This window comes from Aeromicrobium sp. 50.2.37 (assembly GCF_024655735.1).
Lineage (GTDB): Bacteria > Actinomycetota > Actinomycetes > Propionibacteriales > Nocardioidaceae > Aeromicrobium.
Genome location: NZ_JANLGG010000015.1, coordinates 23716 through 42015, shown reverse-complemented (window position 1 = coordinate 42015; position 18300 = coordinate 23716). Strand labels below are relative to the sequence as shown.

Here is an 18300-nt window from a genome sequence, read left to right as displayed (position 1 = left end):
CTGCCCCTGCTGGTCACGCAGAGGGAGAATCGTGCGTTCACCCCAGCACCCGCCGCAGCCCGAGGACCCGGACCGAGCCCGGCGCCACCTGTCCGGTCGAGGCCGTTTCGGAGGCCGACCCCAGTGCGAGCCGTGGCAGCGCAGCACGGAGCCGAGGCCCCCGCAGCCAACGCAGCATCACGTCGACACCACCCCACCGATTCCGCCGCTGGGTGATATCACGCGGCCCGTGCCGGGGGAGCGAGCCGGGACCTCCTAGGCTGTCGCCGTGCCTCTCGACGTCCCCGGTGCCCTGCACCTGCACTCCGGCAAGGTCCGCGACCTCTACGAGCTCGAGTCGGGCCACCTGCTCATGGTGGCGTCGGACCGGATCTCGGCCTACGACTTCGTGCTGAGCCCCGGCATCCCCGACAAGGGCGAGATCCTCACCCGCATGTCGCTGTGGTGGTTCGACCAGCTGGCCGACATCGTGCCGCACCACGTCGTCTCCACCCAGGTGCCCGAGCGTGTGCGGGGTCGCGCGCTCGTCGTCGAGAAGCTCGACATGTACCCGGTCGAGTGCGTGGTCCGTGGCTACCTGACCGGTTCCGGCCTCGCCGACTACCAGGCCACCGGCGAGGTGTGCGGCGTGCCGCTCCCGGACGGTCTCGTCGACGGGTCGCGCCTGCCGGAGCCGATCTTCACGCCAGCCTCGAAGGCCGAGCTGGGCGACCACGACGAGAACATCGACTTCGAGACCGTCGTCGACCTCGTGGGGTCGGAGGTGGCCGAGCGGCTGCGGGACCTGACGCTCGCCGTGTACGCCCGGGCCGAGCGGGTGGCTCGTACCCGCGGCATCATCCTGGCCGACACCAAGCTCGAGTTCGGGGCCCGGCCCGACGGCACCATCGTGCTCGCCGACGAGGTCCTCACGCCCGACTCGTCGCGCTTCTGGCCGGCCGAGACCTACCAGCCGGGCCGCGCCCAGTCGTCGTTCGACAAGCAGTTCGTGCGTGACTGGCTCACCACCGAGTCGGGGTGGGACCGGGCGAGCGACACGCCGCCCCCCACGCTGCCGGCCGAGGTCGTGGAGCGGACCCGCGAGCGCTACGTGCAGGCGTACGAGCAGCTCACCGGCTCCCGCTTCTGACGCAGGGCGGAGGCGCCCCTCCCGGTGGGAGTCGCGTACTCGCGGTATCCGAGCGCTGGGTACTGTGGGTGACGTCGCACACACCCCCTGACCCGAGGAGCCGTCGTGGCCAATCTCGCCGCCCTGCTGGAGACCACCACCGAGAAGTACGCCGACCGGACGGCGATCGTCTTCGGCGACACCCGTCTGAGCTACGCGCAGGTGAACGGGGCGGCCAACCAGGTGGCGAACCTGCTCGTGTCGCGGGGCGTCCAGCCGGGCGACAAGGTCGCGCTCTCGTGCCCGAACCTGCCGTACTTCACGATCATCTACTTCGGCATCCTCAAGGCCGGCGCCACCGTCGTGCCGCTGAACGTGCTGCTGCGCGGCCGTGAGGTCGCCTACCACCTCGACGACTCCGACGCGGTGGCCTACTTCGCCTTCGAGGGCACGCCGGACCTGCCGATCGGCGAGGCCGCGTGGGAGGGCTTCCAGGCGGTCGACGGCTGCAAGGACTTCTTCCTGATCAAGCTCGACTCCGCCGCCCCGGAGCCCATGGAGGCGCCGGAGTTCTACGCCCCGCTCGTGGCCCAGCAGCCGCCCACCTTCGAGACGGTCGAGCGCGACGACGACGACACCGCGGTCATCCTCTACACCTCGGGCACCACGGGCCAGCCCAAGGGCGCAGAGCTGCGGCACCGCAACATGCGCGACAACGCGCTGGCCGGCACCGACCTGTTCGGCGCCGACGAGTCCAACCCCGACACCTACCTGTGCGTGCTGCCGCTGTTCCACTCCTTCGGGCAGACCTGCATCCAGAACGGCGCGGTGGCCTTCGGCGGCACCGTGGTCATGCTGCCGCGCTTCGAGGCACAGGCGGCGCTCGGGCTCATGCTCAAGGAGCAGGTCACCTACTTCGCCGGTGTCCCCACCATGTACTGGGGCCTGCTGGGCGCGCTCGACGACAGCGTCGACGTCGCGACCATCGCGAAGAACCTGCGGGTCGCCGCGGCGGGTGGCTCGGCGCTCCCGGTCGACATCCACCGCCAGTTCTCCGACCGCTTCGGGGTGACGATCCTCGAGGGCTACGGCCTGTCGGAGACGTCGCCCGTCGCGTCGTTCGCCCGCTACGGCGAGGAGCCGCGCGTCGGCTCCATCGGTGTGCCGATCCCCGGCGTGGAGATGAAGCTCATCGACGACGAGTGGAACGACGTGCCCGACGACGTCCAGGAGGACGGCAAGTCCGCGGTGGGCGAGATCGCCATCAAGGGCCACAACGTCATGAAGGGCTACTACGACCGCCCCGAGGCCACCGAGGAGGCCATCCACGACGGCTGGTTCCGCTCGGGCGACCTCGCGCGCAAGGACGCCGACGGCTTCTACTACATCGTCGACCGCAGCAAGGACATGATCATCCGCGGTGGCTTCAACGTGTACCCGCGTGAGCTCGAGGAGGTGCTGATCTCCCACCCGGCCGTCTCGCTGGTCGCCGTCATCGGCGTCCCCCACGAGTCGCACGGCGAGGAGATCAAGGCCGTCGTCGTCAAGGAGAAGGACCACGACGACGTCTCCGAGGCCGACCTCGTGGCGTGGGGCAAGGAGCAGTTCGCGGCCTACAAGTACCCGCGCATCGTGGAGTTCCGCGACGAGCTGCCGATGACCGCGACCGGCAAGATCCTCAAGCGCGAGATCTGAGCCCGGCACCGATCCCCGCCCAGCGTCGACGGCCGGGTCCAGGCAGGTCCTGGCCCCGGCCGTCCACCGCCGTCGATCCGGCTAGCGCAGCCCGAAGATCGGGGGGAGGGCGAGCAGCATGGTGAGCGACCACGTGCAGTGCGTGAGGACCGGCGCCAGGATGCCGCCCGACACGCGGCGCTGCAGCCCCACGACCACGCCGAGCAGGATCGCGGCGAACGCGAGCATGACGTTGCCCGTGGCGAGCGTCGCGACGGTGTAGGCCACGGTCGTCCAGACGACCGGGTGCCGGGGGATCGCGGCGTACGCGGCGCCGCGGAAGAACAGCTCCTCCGCCACCCCGTTGACCGCGGTGACGACGACGAGCAGCGGCAGCGTGCCCTCGGTCGCGAACCCCAGCACCTTCTCGACCTGGTCGGACAGCAGCGGGATGTCGCGCACGACGAGGGCGCCCACGACGAACACGCCCGCGAGTGCCAGACCGAGGGCGATGGGCTGCACGACGGGGCGGACGAGGCCGTCCTCGTCGTCGGGGTCGTCGGTGACGATGTGCCCCAGGTGGAGCCGACCGGACGCGAAGGCCCCGATGGTCCAGACCGCGGCGAGCCCGAACGTGAGCGGGTAGAACCACGGGCTGCCGGGCTGGACGCGCAACGAGATGCCGAGCACGACGGCGCCGAGCACGACGACACCGGCGGTCACCCACTGGCGCCGGCGGAACGCCGCGGGCGACATGCGGTGGTCGCGGGACACGACGTCCCGCAGGGAGCGGTCGATCCAGCGTCGGCCCGGGTAGCTGCGCATCACGGCGGGCTCAGACGCGCGGCTCGAAGCCGGCGACGACAGCGGCCATGTCGTCGGCGCCGTGTCCGGCGGCGGAGGCCGCTGCGAAACGGTCACGCACGGATTCCAGGAGCGACGTGTCCATGACGTCGGAACCGGCATCGAGCATCAGCGAGAGGTCCTTGAGGACGCCGTCGACCGCGAAGGACGGCGTGAGGTCCTCGGCCAGGATCGCGCGACCCTTCAGGTGGGCGTAGGGGGTGTCCACGGCCGTGCCCTCGATCGCCTCGAGGAAGAGGCCGGGGTCGACGCCCTGGACCCGTGCCAGCGTCAGCGCCTGAGCGGCCGCTGCGGTGAGTGAGGCGACCCACGAGTTGCAGGCCAGCTTGAGGGCGCTGGCCTGTCCCGCGGATTCGCCGACGACCAGCGTGCGTGCCCCGATGGCATCGAGCACGGGACGCGCCGTCGTGAGCGCCTCCTCGGGACCGGAGGCGAGCACGGTCAGGGCACCGTCGGCGGCGGGCTTCCTCGTCCCAAGGACCGGGGCGTCGACGAGCACCCGGCCGTGCCGCTCGGCGAGCTCGTGCAGCCGACGCGCGCCGTCGGGACCCACGGTCGCGGTCTGCAGCCACACGATGGACGGGTCAGACCCCGGCAGGGCCTGCTCGAGCACCTCCTGCACCGATGCCTCGTCGAACAGCGAGACCACGACCACGTCGGCGTCGGCCACCGCCTCGCCAGCGGTCGCGGCCACCTGGGCGCCCTGGTCCCGCAGTGGCTCGGACCTCTCCGGACTCCGGTTCCAGACCGTCGTCGTCATGCCGGCCCTCAGGACCGACGCGGCCATCCCGGCGCCCATGGCACCGAGCCCGATCACACTCACGCGCATGTCCCGACCGTACGTCGGACAGCGCGGCGGTGCCGAGTGAGAGGGTCGGGCCTGGACGCCGATAGGATGCTCACATGGCCCGCATCATCGTCGACGTCATGCCCAAGCCCGAGATCCTCGACCCGCAGGGCAAGGCCGTCCACGGCGCCCTTCCCCGGCTCGGCTTCGAGGGTGTCACCGACGTCCGCCAGGGCAAGCGCTTCGAGCTCGAGGTCGATGCGGCCGACGAGCCCACGCTGGCCGAGATCGAGAAGATCGCCGGGACGCTGCTCTCCAACCCGGTCATCGAGGACTTCACCGTCCGCGTCGAGGGCTGAGGGCGACCGGATGAAGATCGGCATCGTCACGTTCCCGGGGTCGCTCGACGACGTCGACGCACGGCGCGCCGTACGTCTGGCCGGCGGTGAGCCGGTCGCGCTGTGGCACGGCGACCACGACCTGCACGGCGTCGACGCGGTGATCCTCCCCGGCGGCTTCTCGTACGGCGACTACCTGCGCTGCGGCGCCATCGCCCGGTTCGCCCCGGTGATGACCGAGGTCGTGGCGGCGGCCCAGGGCGGCATGCCCGTCCTCGGGATCTGCAACGGCTTCCAGATCCTCTGCGAGTCGCACCTGCTGCCCGGCGCGCTCATCCGCAACGACCACCGCACCTTCATCTGCCGCGACCAGGTCCTGTCGGTCGAGAACGCCGACACCGTGTGGACGGCCGACTACACGGCCGGCCAGCACATCACCATCCCGCTCAAGAACGGCGAGGGTGGCTTCGTGGCCGACCAGACCACGCTGGACCGGCTCGAGGGGGAGGGCCAGGTCGTCTTCCGCTACGTCGGCACCAACCCGAACGGGTCGCTGCGCGACATCGCGGGCATCACCAACGAGCGTGGCAACGTCGTGGGGCTCATGCCGCACCCGGAGCACGCCGTCGAGGACCTCTGCGGCCCCGGCGTCGACGGCCTCGGCTTCTTCACCTCGGCCGTCAAGGCGCTCACCAGCGCATGAGCCTGCCCGTCGGCTGGTCCGTGGTCCTGCTCGTCACGGCAGCCTGGAACCTGTTCATCTGGCCGCAGTTCTGGCGTCGGGTGACGAAGGACGACCGTGCCCGCGACGAGCAGGGTCGGCCGACCGCCTTCTTCCGCGTGCACGCGGTGCTGATCGGTGTCTCGCTCGCGCTCGGCGTGGCTGTGGGCGTGCTCGGGCTGCTCACCCTGCTCTGACCCGCGTGCGACGCCGTCGTGACTAGGGTGGGTGGCATGGAACGCCGCACCTACGTGCTCGTCGACGGCGAGAACATCGACGCGACCCTCGGTCAGTCGATCTTCGGCCGTCGCCCCCACCCCCACGAGCGGCCCCGCTGGGACCGGGTGCTCGCGTTCGCCGAGTCCACGTGGGACCAGCCCGCGCAGGGCCTGTTCTTCATCGCCGCGAACGGCGACGTTCCCATGTCGTTCGTGCAGGCGCTCACCGCCATGGCCTACCGGCCCGTCCTGCTGTCGGGCACGCCCGACCAGAAGGTCGTCGACATCGCCATCCAGCGCACCCTCGAGGAGCTGGCCCGGCGCGACGCCGACGTCATGCTCGCGAGCAACGACGGCGACTTCGTCCCGCAGCTCGGCGCGCTCGTGGGCACACGCAAGGTCGGACTGCTCGCGTTCCGCGAGATGCGCAGCAGCGCCTTCGTCCCCCTCATCGAGCGCGGGCTCGAGTTCCACGACCTCGAGTACGACGTGCACGCCTTCAACGAGGAGCTCCCGCGCATCCGCGTGGTGCCGATCGACGAGTTCGACCCGGCTCAGTTCCTGTAGGCGGCCGGTGGCTTCGTCCTGGTGCTGAGTCACTCGGCTGGGGCTTCTTCCCTCGGCTGAGTCGCTCGGCTGGGGCTTCGTCCTGCGGCTGCGCTGCTCGGGGTGGGTCTTCTCCTCCGGCTGCGTCGCTGTGGCTGCGAGGCGGGTCGTTCTCCGAAAGGGCCTCGAACGGCGGATGGGTCCGGGGTCGGGTGGGCTCTCGGTGCGTGGCTCGGGGTGACGCAAGATTCTGCGTTCGTGCGTGAGGGGTCGAAGGATGCTGCGTTCGTGGTCGGATCCCGTCGTGAACGCAGCATCGTTCGGGCTTCTGCACGCGAAGGCAGAATCCTGCGTCCGACGGGGCGACTCGTGCGGTGGGTGGGTAGGGATTCTCCCTTCTCGTGGACCGTTCCACGGCAAGGGAGAATCTCTGCCCGTACGGGGCTCTTTTCGTCGCCACGATGCTCCCTTCGCGAGGGACGGTCCACGCGAAGGAAGAATCGTGCGTAGATCACGCGCAGAGGGAGAACCGCGGCCGCGCCCCGCAGACCCACCCGAGCCCAGAGCCCCTGCTGCGGTCGAGGCCCTTTCGGAGAACGACCCGACTCGCAGCCACAGCGACGCAGCAAAGAGCAGAACCCAGCCCCGCCCGGCAGACCCAAGCAGGCCGCTCCCCACCGCTCCGGTCGAGGCGCTTTCGGAGGCCGGCCGTGACTCGGAGCCACAGCGACGCAGCCGCAGGACGACGCTCGGCGACCACGAAGGAGTGAGCCGGGTGACGCAGGGCACGGACGCGGAACAGCCGACCATGGGTCCTCGGCTGCTAGGCTGGAGGTCCACGGGAGCCCCGGAACGTTCGGAGGGCCTCCCCCTCCGAGCCCGAACAGGCCGCGTCATCCGACGCAGAGCGGTTCGAGCCACCCAACGTCTGAGAGTTCTGTGAACCAGCCTTCTGGCAGCCCTGTGCTGTCCACCCGTCCCACCCCTGCCCTGACGTCGTTCAACGACCTCGGCCTGCCCTCCTCGCTCGTCAAGGCGCTCGCCCGCGAGGGCATCGTCGAGCCCACCCCGATCCAGCAGGCCGTCCTGCCGTCGGCGCTCGCCGGGCGCAACGTGCTCGGCCGGGCCCGCACCGGATCGGGCAAGACCTTGTCCTTCGGCCTGCCCGTGCTCGACCAGCTGGCCGGCGGCACTCGCCGTCCCAAGGCGCCGCGCGGCCTCATCCTGGTGCCCACGCGTGAGCTGGCCACCCAGGTCCAGCGCGCCCTGGCGCCGCTGGCGGCCCCGCTGCACCTGCGCATCATGACCGTGCTCGGCGGCACCCCGATCAACAAGCAGATCCACCAACTGCGCGACGGTGTCGACCTCGTCGTCGCCACCCCGGGACGCCTCGCCGACCTCGTCGACCGCCGCGCCTGCACCCTCGACCACGTCGAGATCACGGTGCTCGACGAGGCCGACCACCTCTGCGACCTCGGCTTCTTCAAGCCGGTCGACGCCCTCGTGGCCATGACCCGCCAGGGCAGCCAGCGGCTGCTGCTGTCGGCCACCCTCGACGGCGACGTCGACCGCCTGGTGCGTCGTCACCTCCCGCAGCACGACCTGCACGAGATCGAGTCCGCGCAGGAGACCGAGATGCGCATGGACCACCACGTGCTCGTCAGCTCGCGCACCGAGAAGCTGGCCACCGCGTCGCGGCTGCTCGCCGACAACCCCCGCACCATCGTGTTCGCCCGTACCCGCCGCGGAGCCACGCGCCTCGCACGTCAGCTCACCACCGCCGGCATCGAGGCCGTCGACCTGCACGGCGACCTCAACCAGGCCAAGCGTGAGCGCAACCTGGCCCGCTTCAGCAAGGGTGCGGCCGACGTCATCGTCGCGACCGACATCGCCGCCCGCGGCATCCACGTCGACGACGTGAAGCTCGTCGTCCACTACGACGTGCCGGCCGAGCACAAGGCGTACACGCACCGCTCCGGTCGTACCGCCCGCGCGGGTGAGGCCGGCACCGTCATCACGATGACCACGCGTGAGGACCTGCGCGACGTCGTCCAGCTCCAGGCCAAGGCCGGCGTCACCGCCCGCCAGCACGACGCCGCCACGGCACCGAAGCCCCTGACGCCCGAGGCGCTCGCCACCAGCGGCGTCCTGCCCGAGCGCACGTCGGGCGGAGCCGGACACCGTGCGGGATCCGGATCCGGTCGTGGTGGCCAGGGCCGAGGCGGACAGAACCGTGGCGGTGGCCAGAACCGGTCGCCGCGCGGTGGTGGCCAGGGCCGCCCCGCCGGCCAGGGTCGTCCCGCCGGCCAGGGCCGCCCCGGTGGCAACCGTCGCCGCAGCGGCGGTGGACAGGCCCGCTCGGCCTCCTGACGTCCGCGAGACCGGCCCCGGTCGTCTGCCTCACCGGCAGGCGGTCGGGGCTTCTCGCGTCAGCGCCTCGGCACGACCACGGTGCGGTCGACGACCTTCTGGCCCGTGGTGGTCACGACCGTGGCGCCGGCCTGCGACGTCGCGGAGGCGAACCAGCGCGTCGCGTAGGTGGTGCACGGGACGACCCGCACCTGCCGGCGGCCGGACGTGGCCCTGAAGAGGAGTCCGCGGACGTCGGGGAGTCAGTCGCGGGGGCTCGTCCAGGCCTTCGACGGGTAGCCGGTGTCGAAGTGCATGTAGTCGGCGACGTCGATGTTCTGCCAGATCCAGCCCTCGTCCTCGAAGAGCCGGACGGTCGCGTCGTCGGCCAGGATCTTCCCGGGGGCCGGAGTCCGCTCGGCGTGGGTGGCGCGCGGTGACCAGCAGCGGCAGCGCAGATCCATCCAGGGGTTGAGGTCGGGGTTGATGTCGATCGCGCGGCCGTTCGCGTGCGGCGACTGCAGCACCGGCGCGTTGATCTGGTCCGGGCGGCGGCAGTTGTACGCGGACGTGTTGTTGGCCTGCAGGCTCTTCAACGTGTCACCGTCGAAGGCCTCGACCGGGTCCATGCGCTCGATCGGGAAGCCGCGCTCGTGCAGCGTGACGAAGATGCGCCCGAGGCTGCCGACGACGTCGCGGTTCGCCACCAGCACCCCTCGGCGGTCCACGCCCTCGAAGTCGACGTAGGTGACCTCCAGCTCGCGCAGGTCGTCACGGTCGACGGGGCACCCGGGCCGCCACGCCCCGGTGCGGACCATCGCCGCCCATCGCGCGTCGGAGACCTCACCGACGGTCGGCGCCGTGGGGGTCGGCGTCGGCGTGGTCTCGCTCACCGAGGGCGTGCTCGTCGTCGTCGGCGGGTTCCTGGGCGGTGCGCCGTCCGTCCGGCTCGGCTCGGAGCAGCCGACCAGCACTGACGTCGCCAGCACGAGGACGGCCAGGACGCCGAGGGAGCGGTGCGAAGGTCGCGACACCCGACCACGGTAGTGCGGGATCGCCTTCGCCGGGGGTCGGTCGTCGCGCGGGTTCGCGCGAGCGGTGGCTACGCTGCGGCCATGCTGACGGCGTCGACCCTGCGCGGCCGCATGGTCCTGCTCGGTCCGGCCTTCGTGGCCGCTGTCGCCTACGTCGATCCCGGCAACGTGGCCACCAACGTCACCGCCGGGGCCCAGTTCGGCTACACGCTGGTGTGGGTCGTGGTGCTCGCGAACGTCATGGCCGTGCTGGTGCAGTACCTCTCGGCGAAGCTGGGGCTGGTGACGCAGGCGTCGCTCGCCACCCACGTCGGCCAGCGGCTCCGGCGCGGCCCACGCCTGGCGTACTGGGTGCAGGCCGAGGCGATCGCGATCGCCACGGACCTCGCCGAGGTGGTGGGCGGCGCGATCGCGCTGTACCTGCTGTTCGACCTGCCGCTGGTGGTCGGCGCCGTGCTGACGGCGGGGGTCTCGTTGCTCGTGCTCAGGATCGGCGACGCCCGCGGGCAGGGCGCGCTCGAGCGCACGATCCTCGGGTTCCTCGCGATGATCGCCGTCGGGTTCGTGGCCGGCCTCGTCGTCAACCCGCCGGCCGCCTCGGAGGTGGCCGGTGGCCTCGTGCCGACGTTCGCGGGCGCCGAGAGCGTGCTGCTCGCGTCGGGGATCATCGGTGCCACGGTGATGCCCCACGTCATCTACCTGCACTCGGGTCTCACGTCCGGTCGACTCGGCGCTCGGGGCCGCGAGGTGTCGGTGGCCGGGCTGCTGCGCGCCACGCGGACCGACGTCGTGCTCGCGCTGCTGCTCGCCGGTGTGCTCAACCTGTCGCTGCTGCTCGTCGCCGCGGCAGGCCTGCAGGGTCTGCCGGGCACCGACACCCTGACGGGGGTGCACGCGCTCGTCACGTCGGAGCTCGGGGCGGGGGTGGCGCTGCTGTTCGCGGTGGCCCTGCTCGGGTCCGGCCTCGCCTCGACGGCCGTGGGGGCGGCCGCGGGCGCGGAGGTCATGCAGGGTCTGCTCGGCATCCGCGTGCCACTGCTGCTGCGGCGGGTCGTGACGGTGATCCCGGCCCTGGTCGTGCTCGTGCTCGGCATCGACCCGAGCCGTGCCCTGGTCGTGTCGCAGGTGGTGCTGTCGTTGGGGATCCCGTTCGCGCTCGTGCCCTTGGTGCGCCTCACCGCGAGCAGGGCCGTGATGGGCGATCACGTGAACCGGGTGGCCACCACGGTGGCGGCGTGCGCCGTCGCGGCCGTGGTGATCGCGCTGAACCTCTCCCTCCTGGTGCTCACCTTCACGTGACCCGCAGCGCGGCGACCGGGACGTTCCCCGGCGGTGGCGGGCGCCCTCTGGCATCATCGCGAGGCATGTCCCTCCCGCTCGTCCCGCGCGTCCGCGTGCCCCGTGACCTCGCAGGGGCGGCGGTGAACCTGCGCGACAAGGCGCAGGGACGTCGCATCGCCGACCTGCGGCCGACCCCGCGCACGCTCATCAAGGTGACGGAGCACGCCAGCCTCTTCCGCTACGACCCGTACCCGGGCCTCGAGCAGCACGGCGACCCGCTGTTGTTCGTCCCGCCCCTCGCGGCGCCGGCCCTGGCCTTCGACCTGCGTCGTGGGTGCAGCGTGGTGGAGTACTTCGTGCAGCAGGGACGTCCCGTCTACCTGGTCGACTACGGCCCGGTCAGCTTCGAGCACCGCGAGCTCGGCATCGAGCACTGGGTGGACACCGTGATCCCGCAGGCGGTCCGCCACGTCCACGCCGATGCCGGCGACCGGCCGGTCCACATGGCGGGCTGGTCGTTGGGTGGGATCTTCACCATCTTCACGGCCGCGTCCGACCCGTCCCTGCCGCTGGCGTCGGCCACGGCGGTCGCCTCGCCCTTCGACCTGACCCAGGTGCCGCTGATCGCGATCACGCGTCCGGTCAACGCCGTCGCGAGCGGCCTGGTCAGTGCCGCCTACCGCACGCTCGGCGGAGTACCGGCGCCCCTGACCCGACTGGGGTTCCAGATCTCGGCGATCGACAAGTACCTCACCAAGCCGGTCTCGATGCTCACGCACGCCGACGACCGCGACTTCCTCGCCCAGCTCGAGGCGGTGGACCGCTTCACCGACAACATGTACGCCTACCCGGGCCGCACGTTCGGGCAGCTGTACCACGTGGTGGTGCGCAGCAACGCGCTCGCGACCGGCGTCGTGGACCTGGGCGGACGCTCCATCGAGCTGGCCCGGATCGACGTCCCCGTCCTCGTGGTGGCGGGGCTGGGCGACACGCTCGCGCCGACCGGGGCCGTCAGCCACCTCGTGGACCTGCTCACGGGATCGCCCGACGTCCAGCTCGTCCAGGCGCCCGGGGGCCACCTGGGCGTGCTCACCGGACGAGCCGCGCGCCGGACGTCGTGGCCCGCCATGGAGGGCTTCTACGCCCGGCACGACACCGACTGACACCGCCGTCGGGTCGCGCCGCGTGGTCGGTCCCGGGGCGTAGGCTCGGAGCGTGCCCGAGATGCCCGAGGTCGACGCGCTGGTGGTCTTCCTGCGGGAACGGGCCGTGGGCGCCGTGCTGGCCGACGTCGAGCTGGCGTCGTTCGCCGTCCTCAAGACGTTCGACCCGCCCGTGTCGGCCCTGGCCGGGCTGCAGGTCACGGGTGTGCACCGGCACGGCAAGTTCGTCGACCTCGACGTCGACGGCCTGCACCTCGTGATCCACCTGGCCAAGGCGGGCTGGCTGCGCTGGTCCGACCACCTCACCGACAAGCGCCTCAAGATGGGCAACGGTCCCCTCGCCGCGCGGGTCCGGCTGGACCACGGCGACGGGCCCCACGTCGGCTTCGACGTCACGGAGGCCGGCACCCGCAAGGGCCTGGCGCTGTACGTGGTGCGCGACCCGCAGGACGTGCCCGGCATCGCGGCTCTGGGGCCCGACCCCCTCGCCGAGGGCTTCTCGGTGGCGCCCCTGCTCGAGGCTCGGCGCATGCAGGTCAAGCGGTTCCTGCGCGACCAGAAGATCGTGGCGGGCATCGGCAACGCCTACAGTGACGAGATCCTGCACGCCGCGAAGCTGTCGCCGTTCGCGCTCGCCTCCGAGCTCGACGCCGAGGAAGTCGGTCGGCTCGACGCCGCGATCGCGTCGGTGCTCGCCGAGGCGATGGCCGAGGCGCACGGCAAGCCCGCCTCCGAGCTCAAGGACTCCAAGCGCTCGCGCATGCGGGTGCACGGCCGGGCCGGCGAGGTGTGCCCGGTCTGCGGCGACACGGTGGCCGAGGTCGTCTTCGCCGACTCCTCGCTGCAGTACTGCCCCACCTGCCAGACCGGCGGCAAGCCGCTCAAGGACCGGTCCACCAGCAAGTTCCTGAAGTAGGCGCGCTCTTCGGGGTCAGTTCGGTCTCGACCTGCGGCTGCGTGGGCTGGGGGCTTCGTCTTGCTGCTGCGTCGCTCCGGCGGGGCCTCGACCTGCGGCTGCGTTGCTCCGGCTGGGCCTCGACCTGCGGCTGCGCTCCCGCTGGTCTTGTCCTGCGGCTGCGTCGCTGTGGCTGCGAGGCGGGTCGGTCTCCGAAAGGGCCTCGACCGGCGGACGGGTCCGGGGTCGGTCGGGCTCTCGGAGCGTGGCTCCGGGGGACGCAAGGTTCTGCGTTCGTGCGTGAGGGGTTGAAAGATGCTGCGTTCGTGTTCGGATCCCGTCGTGAACGCAGCATCGTTCGGGCCTCTGCACGCGAAGGCAGAATCCTGCGTCTGCGGGGGCGATGGGGCGCGGCGGTGGGGCAGGGGTTCTCCCTTCTCGTGGACCGTTCCACGACGATGGAGAATCCCTGCCCGTACGGGGCCAAAGTCGTCGCCACGATGCTTCCTTCGCGAGGCACGGTCCGCGCGAACGAAGAATCGTGCGCGGATCCCGCGCAGAGGGAGAATCGTGGCCGCGCCCCGCAGACCCACCCAGGCTCGGACCCACCGCTCCGGTCGAGGCCCTTTCGGAGACCGCCCCGACTCGCACCCACAGCGACGCAGCAGCGAGTGGAAGCCCAGCCACAGCGACGCAGCAGCGAGTGGAAGCCCAGCCGAGCGACGCAGCAGCACGCGAAGGCCTGCGGCACCGACGCTGCCGCAGGACGATCCCGGTCAGCCGAGCGCGACCAGGGTGACCGCGGTCGCGGCCAGGGCCAGGCCGACGCCCTGCCAGGCCTGGATGCGCTCCTTCAGCACGAGGGTCGCCAGCAGCACGGTCGCGGCCGGGTAGAGCGCCGAGATGACCGAGACCACCGACAGCAGTCCCTCGCGCGTGGCCAGCAGGAAGGCGGTGGTGGCGGTGGCGCCGAGGGGTCCCATCGCCAGTGCGCGCCACGCCGCGGGCTCGCGGGGCAGCCACGGCTGACGCACCGCCACGGCGACCGACACGACGGCGAGCATGGCCACGGCGTTGGCGAGGGCGAGCGGCCAGAGACCGGCGTCGTCGCCCACCTGCCCGAGCGCGACGAACAGCACACCGAAGCCGACGCCGGCCAGCAGACCGTCGACGACGCCCCCTCGGTGCGCGGCCGCCGCGACGGCGTCCTCCTCGACCACGCGCGACACCAGGGCGATCGCGGGGAAGGCCACCACGATCCCGGCCAGGGCCAGCGCACTCGGCCGGTCACCCGTCACGAGACCGACCGCTACGGGCAGCAGGGCGCAGACGACCGCGGACAACGGGGCCACCACGCTCATGCGTCCGCCGGCGAGCCCGCGGTACAGCACCGCTGCCCCCACGCCGGCGCCTACGCCACCGGCCGAGGCCCAGGCCCAGTCCGACCCGACGGCGGTGCCCCCGACGACCGTCGCGACGGCGGCGACGCACACCGTCGACGACAGCTGCCCGACGACGGCGGTCTGCCACGGTCCCGACCGCTTCGCGAACAGGCCGCCGAGGAAGTCCGAGACGCCGTAGGCGAGCGCGGAGATCAGGGACAGGACGACGGCCACGCGAGCACCCTAGGGCACGGGGCGAGGTCTACGGCACGTGCTCGACCGCGGCCGCCTCGGCCGCCTCCACCGCCTGCGCGGCGGAGGAGTCCTTGAGCGCCACCCCTGACTGCCCGAGCTGCCGTGAGCCCTGGACGAGCGCCACGGCGATCCGCCCGGCCGCGTCGTAGCCCAGCCCCTCGGGCGGGTGGATGTTGGAGATGCAGTTCCGCTCGGCGTCGCTGCGGCCGGGCCTGGGGTCGTGCGTCAGGTAGATGCCCAGGCTGTCGGCCACCGACAGACCCGGTCGCTCACCGATCACGACGAGCAGCGTCTGCACGCCGAGCGCCTCGCCGACGTGGTCGCCGAGCGCCACGCGCGCCTGCGTGGCGATCACCGGTGGGGCGATCCGGTAGAGCCCCCCGAGCGCGTCCACGAGCGTCGTGAGCACGCCGAGCGCGTGGTCGGTGAGGGCGCGGGGGGACAGGCCGTCGGCCAGCACGATCGCGAGGTCGGCGCCGCGATGCTCTCGCAGGTGCTCGAGGTCGGCCGGCCGACGACCCAGGTCGGGGCGCCGCAGGTACTCGGCGCGCCCCTCCGCCAGGCTGCGCACGTGCAGCGGCTCACCCAGGCCGACCTCGGTGACCCGGGCGCCCAGGGCGTCGACGTCGAGGGGCTCGTGCACGGCGTCGCGTGCGGCGGCATGGGCGGCGCGGAACTCCAGCACCCGCCGCGTGGGCAGGGAGCTGCCTGCTCGCCCGAGACCGATGCGCGCCTGCGTGGTGCGCCGCAGCCCGTCCCACGGGTCGTCGCCGGGTCGCGACGGAGGTGGAGCGGCGGTCACGACGGTCCCGCGATCGAGAGCAGTGGCGAGGCACCGAGGTCGACCGGGAGCACCCGTCCCGCGTCGTCGACCATGCCGAGACCGGCCAACCAGGCCTCGAACTCCGGCGCTGGTCGCAGCCCGAGCGCCTGCCGCACGTAGAGCGCGTCGTGGAACGACAGGCTCTGGTACCCGAGCATCACGTCGTCGGCACCGGGCACGGCGATGACGAACGCGGCGCCGGCCACGCCCAGGAGCGTCAGCAGCGTGTCCATGTCGTCCTGGTCGGCCTCGGCGTGGTTGGTGTAGCAGACGTCGACGCCCATCGGCAGGCCCAGCAGCTTCCCGCAGAAGTGGTCCTCCAGGCCCGCCCGGATGATCTGCTTGCCGTCGTAGAGGTACTCCGGACCGATGAAGCCGACGACGGTGTTCACGAGCAGGGGGTCGAGCGCGCGGGCCAGCCCGTAGGCACGGGTCTCGAGCGTCTGCTGGTCGACCGCCCTTCCACCGGTGCCCAGATGGGCGCCGGCCGAGAGAGCCGACCCCTGCCCGGTCTCCAGGTACATGACCTGGTCGCCCACGGTCCCGCGGCCGAGCGACCTCCCCGCCTCGTTAGCCTCGAGCAGCAGAGGCACGGTGACGCCGAAGGACGCGTTCGCCCCCTCGGTGCCGGCGACGGACTGGAACACCAGGTCGACGGGCACTCCCTGCTCGATGAGGTCCAGCGTGGTCGTGACGTGCGAGAGCACGCACGACTGCATCGGGATGTCGAAGCGCAGACGGAGCTCGTCGAGCAGGTGCAGCAGACGTGCCGTGGTCTGGGGGGAGTCGGTGGCGGGGTTGATGCCGATGACCGCGTCACCCGACCCCATGAGCAGGCCGTCGAGCGTCGCGGCAGCGATCCCGGCAGGGTCGTCGGTGGGGTGGTTGGGCTGGAGCCGCGTCGCGATGCGTCCCGGGAGCCCGATCGTCGTGCGGAAGGCCGAGACGACCTGCGCGGACTGGGCCACCAGCACGAGGTCCTGGTTGCGCATGAGCTTCGAGACGGCCGCCACCATCTCGGGCGTCAGACCGGGAGCCAGGGCCGCGAAGGTGGTCGCGGCGTCGGGACGTGCGCACTGCTCGAGCAGCCAGTCGCGCAGCCCGCCCACGGTGAGGTGGGCCACCGGGGCGAACGCGGAGGCGTCGTGGGAGTCGATGATCAGGCGGGTGACCTCGTCGCTCTCGTACGGGACGACGTGCTCGTCGAGGAACGTCTGCAGCGGCTCGTCGGCCAGCGCCCACGCGGCCGCCGCGCGCTCGGCGTCGGACTCGGCGGCACACCCGGCGAGCTGGTCCCCGGATCGAGCGGGGGTGGCCTTCGCCATAAGGTCGACGAGACCGTCGAAACGGTAGGTCGTGCCGCCGAGGCTCTGACGGCGGATCGGTCCCCCTGCTCCCGGACCGGCCCCGCTCACTCCAGCTCCTGCTCGGCGCGGGCCAGTGCGGCGAACTCCTCGTCGGGGGAGGCGGCCACGAGGTGGTGACGGCTGTAGAGGGCGAAGTACGCCATGAACGCGGCGAAGACCGCTACGCACCACAGGGCCGCGGTGCTGTCGACGAGGAACGTGGCCACGACCGAGAGGGCGGCCACCACCAGGGCGAAGCCGGTGGTCGCGATGCCACCGGGGGTCCGGTACGGGCGAGGCATGTCGGGCTCGCGGACGCGCAGCACCACGTGGCTCACCATCATCAGCACGTAGCTGAGGGCCGCGCCGAAGACCGCCATGTTGAGCAGGAGCGCACCCTGGCCGGTCAGCGAGAGCCCGAACCCGACGAGGCCCGGGACCACCAGGGCCAGCATCGGCGCCTTGCGACGGTTCGTGACCGACAGCGTCGTCGGGAGGTAGCCGGCACGCGACAACGCGAACAGCTGGCGCGAGTAGGCGTAGATGATCGAGAAGAAGCTCGCGACGAGCCCCGCCAGGCCCACGTAGTTGACGATGGTCGCGGCCGTCCCGTCGCCGAGGGCCTCCACGAGCGGGTTGCCCGACGACGACATCGCCTCCGCTCCTCCGGCGCCGGGCGTGAGCACGAGGACGGCGACGCAGGTGACGAGCAGGACCGACATCGCCGCGATGATCCCGCGGGGCACGTTGCGCTCTGCGTCGGCCGCCTCTTCGGCAGCGAGCGGGACGCCCTCGATGGCGAGGAAGAACCAGATGGCGAACGGGATCGCCGCCCAGATGCCGAGGTAGCCGAAGGGCAGGAGCTCCGAGGCCCCGGCGGCGTCGGTCGGAGCGATGTCGGTGAGCCGCGAGGCGTCGAAGTCGCCGATCGCCGCGATCGCGAACACGAGCAGGCCGACGAGCGCGACGGAGGTGATGACGAACATGACCTTGAGCGCCTCGCCCACCCCGGCGAGGTGGATGCCGATGAAGAGGGCGTACACCGCCAGGTACACCCACCAGCCGTCGGTGATGCCGAACAGGCCGAGCGACTCGACGTAGGCGCCGATGAAGGTCGCGATGGCGGCGGGGGCGATTGCGTACTCGATGAGGATCGCGGTCCCGGTGGCGAAGCCGCCCCAGGGCCCGAGCGCGCGCCGGGCGAACGTGTAGCCGCCACCTGCGGCGGGCAGTGCCGACGACAGCTCGGCCATGCCGAGGACGAGGGCCAGATACATGGCGGCGACGATCACCGTCGCGATGAGCAGACCGCCGAAGCCGCCCTCGGCGAGGCCGAAGTTCCAGCCCGAGTAGTCGCCCGAGACGACGTAGCTGACGCCCAGCCCGGCCAGCAGGACCCATCCCGCCGTCCCCTGCTTCAGCTGACGCTTCTCCAGGTACTCCTCGGCGGTCGCGTCCGTCCCGGAGGCTCCGGTGGGAGCCTTCTCCTGCTGGGCCATGTCCCCTCCTCGTGTGC

17 protein-coding genes and 1 pseudogene are annotated in these 18300 nt (G+C 71.9%); 10 read left to right on the top strand and 8 right to left on the bottom strand.

The features are described 5' to 3' along the window. Nucleotides 1-268: 268 nt before the first annotated feature. Both NUV38_RS09685 and NUV38_RS09680 read left to right on the top strand, forming a co-directional pair. Nucleotides 269-1117: pseudogene (locus tag NUV38_RS09685) on the top strand (phosphoribosylaminoimidazolesuccinocarboxamide synthase); the annotation flags it as partial. 117 nt (nucleotides 1118-1234) lie between these two features. After that, nucleotides 1235-2803, top strand: a complete 1569-nt coding sequence (locus NUV38_RS09680) for a long-chain fatty acid--CoA ligase (RefSeq protein WP_257728929.1) — start codon at nucleotides 1235-1237, stop codon at nucleotides 2801-2803. 81 nt (nucleotides 2804-2884) lie between these two features. Here the strand turns inward: NUV38_RS09680 and NUV38_RS09675 are convergent, their stop codons facing one another. Together NUV38_RS09675 and NUV38_RS09670 are read right to left on the bottom strand one after the other, a co-directional pair. Beyond that, nucleotides 2885-3607 (bottom strand): CPBP family intramembrane glutamic endopeptidase, encoded by a 723-nt coding sequence (locus NUV38_RS09675; protein ID WP_257728928.1) that lies wholly within the window; start codon nucleotides 3605-3607, stop codon nucleotides 2885-2887. A 10-nt stretch (nucleotides 3608-3617) separates the two neighbouring features. Further along, nucleotides 3618-4475 carry an NAD(P)-dependent oxidoreductase gene (locus NUV38_RS09670; RefSeq protein ID WP_257728927.1) on the bottom strand — a complete coding sequence of 286 codons (858 nt, stop codon included), beginning with the start codon at nucleotides 4473-4475 and terminating at the stop codon, nucleotides 3618-3620. Between the two features lie 74 nt (nucleotides 4476-4549). On the opposite strand from NUV38_RS09670, the gene purS reads away from it, so the two are divergent. The 5 genes from purS to NUV38_RS09645 all read left to right on the top strand — a co-directional run bounded on the left by purS (nucleotide 4550) and on the right by NUV38_RS09645 (nucleotide 8626). Beyond that, entirely contained in the window at nucleotides 4550-4792 is a 243-nt protein-coding gene (gene purS / locus NUV38_RS09665) for a phosphoribosylformylglycinamidine synthase subunit PurS (protein ID WP_257728926.1), read from the top strand. 10 nt (nucleotides 4793-4802) lie between these two features. After that, a complete protein-coding gene (purQ, locus tag NUV38_RS09660; RefSeq protein WP_257728925.1) occupies nucleotides 4803-5474 on the top strand; it encodes a phosphoribosylformylglycinamidine synthase subunit PurQ in 672 nt (223 codons plus the stop codon). After that, nucleotides 5471-5689 carry an SCO4848 family membrane protein gene (locus NUV38_RS09655; RefSeq protein ID WP_257728924.1) on the top strand — a complete coding sequence of 73 codons (219 nt, stop codon included), beginning with the start codon at nucleotides 5471-5473 and terminating at the stop codon, nucleotides 5687-5689. The genes purQ and NUV38_RS09655 overlap by 4 nt, the downstream gene beginning before the upstream one ends. 36 nt (nucleotides 5690-5725) lie before the next feature. Then, nucleotides 5726-6277, top strand: coding sequence for an NYN domain-containing protein (locus tag NUV38_RS09650; protein ID WP_257728923.1), 552 nt, complete (start codon nucleotides 5726-5728; stop codon nucleotides 6275-6277). 942 nt (nucleotides 6278-7219) lie between these two features. Beyond that, complete coding sequence (locus tag NUV38_RS09645) at nucleotides 7220-8626, top strand: DEAD/DEAH box helicase (RefSeq protein WP_257728922.1); 1407 nt, start codon at nucleotides 7220-7222, stop codon at nucleotides 8624-8626. Nucleotides 8627-8685: 59 nt separating this feature from the next. Here the strand turns inward: NUV38_RS09645 and NUV38_RS09640 are convergent, their stop codons facing one another. Next, on the bottom strand, nucleotides 8686-8817 hold the full coding sequence (locus tag NUV38_RS09640; RefSeq protein WP_257728921.1) for a hypothetical protein: 132 nt from the start codon (nucleotides 8815-8817) through the stop codon (nucleotides 8686-8688). Nucleotides 8818-8868: 51 nt separating this feature from the next. Further along, nucleotides 8869-9639, bottom strand: a complete 771-nt coding sequence (locus tag NUV38_RS09635; protein WP_257728920.1) for a M15 family metallopeptidase — start codon at nucleotides 9637-9639, stop codon at nucleotides 8869-8871. Between the two features lie 81 nt (nucleotides 9640-9720). Between NUV38_RS09635 and NUV38_RS09630 the strand changes: the two genes are divergently transcribed. The 3 genes from NUV38_RS09630 to NUV38_RS09620 all read left to right on the top strand — a co-directional run bounded on the left by NUV38_RS09630 (nucleotide 9721) and on the right by NUV38_RS09620 (nucleotide 12999). Continuing rightward, a complete protein-coding gene (locus NUV38_RS09630; protein ID WP_257728919.1) occupies nucleotides 9721-10938 on the top strand; it encodes an Nramp family divalent metal transporter in 1218 nt (405 codons plus the stop codon). 65 nt (nucleotides 10939-11003) lie between these two features. Further along, a complete protein-coding gene (locus NUV38_RS09625) occupies nucleotides 11004-12083 on the top strand; it encodes an alpha/beta hydrolase (protein ID WP_257728918.1) in 1080 nt (359 codons plus the stop codon). A gap of 52 nt (nucleotides 12084-12135) precedes the next feature. Further along, nucleotides 12136-12999: an Fpg/Nei family DNA glycosylase gene (locus NUV38_RS09620; RefSeq protein WP_257728917.1), complete on the top strand. Its 864-nt coding sequence runs from the start codon at nucleotides 12136-12138 to the stop codon at nucleotides 12997-12999. A gap of 755 nt (nucleotides 13000-13754) precedes the next feature. Here NUV38_RS09620 and NUV38_RS09615 read toward each other — a convergent pair. Genes NUV38_RS09615 through eat form a run of 4 tightly spaced genes read right to left on the bottom strand, consistent with a single transcriptional unit; the run spans nucleotide 13755 to nucleotide 18283 of the window. Continuing rightward, entirely contained in the window at nucleotides 13755-14594 is an 840-nt protein-coding gene (locus tag NUV38_RS09615) for a DMT family transporter (protein WP_257728916.1), read from the bottom strand. Nucleotides 14595-14622: 28 nt separating this feature from the next. After that, nucleotides 14623-15417 carry an ethanolamine ammonia-lyase subunit EutC gene (gene eutC, locus NUV38_RS09610; RefSeq protein ID WP_257728915.1) on the bottom strand — a complete coding sequence of 265 codons (795 nt, stop codon included), beginning with the start codon at nucleotides 15415-15417 and terminating at the stop codon, nucleotides 14623-14625. Then, nucleotides 15414-16853 carry an ethanolamine ammonia-lyase subunit EutB gene (locus NUV38_RS09605; protein WP_257728914.1) on the bottom strand — a complete coding sequence of 480 codons (1440 nt, stop codon included), beginning with the start codon at nucleotides 16851-16853 and terminating at the stop codon, nucleotides 15414-15416. The genes eutC and NUV38_RS09605 overlap by 4 nt, the downstream gene beginning before the upstream one ends. Continuing rightward, nucleotides 16850-18283 (bottom strand): ethanolamine permease, encoded by a 1434-nt coding sequence (gene eat, locus NUV38_RS09600; RefSeq protein ID WP_257728913.1) that lies wholly within the window; start codon nucleotides 18281-18283, stop codon nucleotides 16850-16852. The genes NUV38_RS09605 and eat overlap by 4 nt, the downstream gene beginning before the upstream one ends. Nucleotides 18284-18300 lie beyond the last annotated feature (17 nt).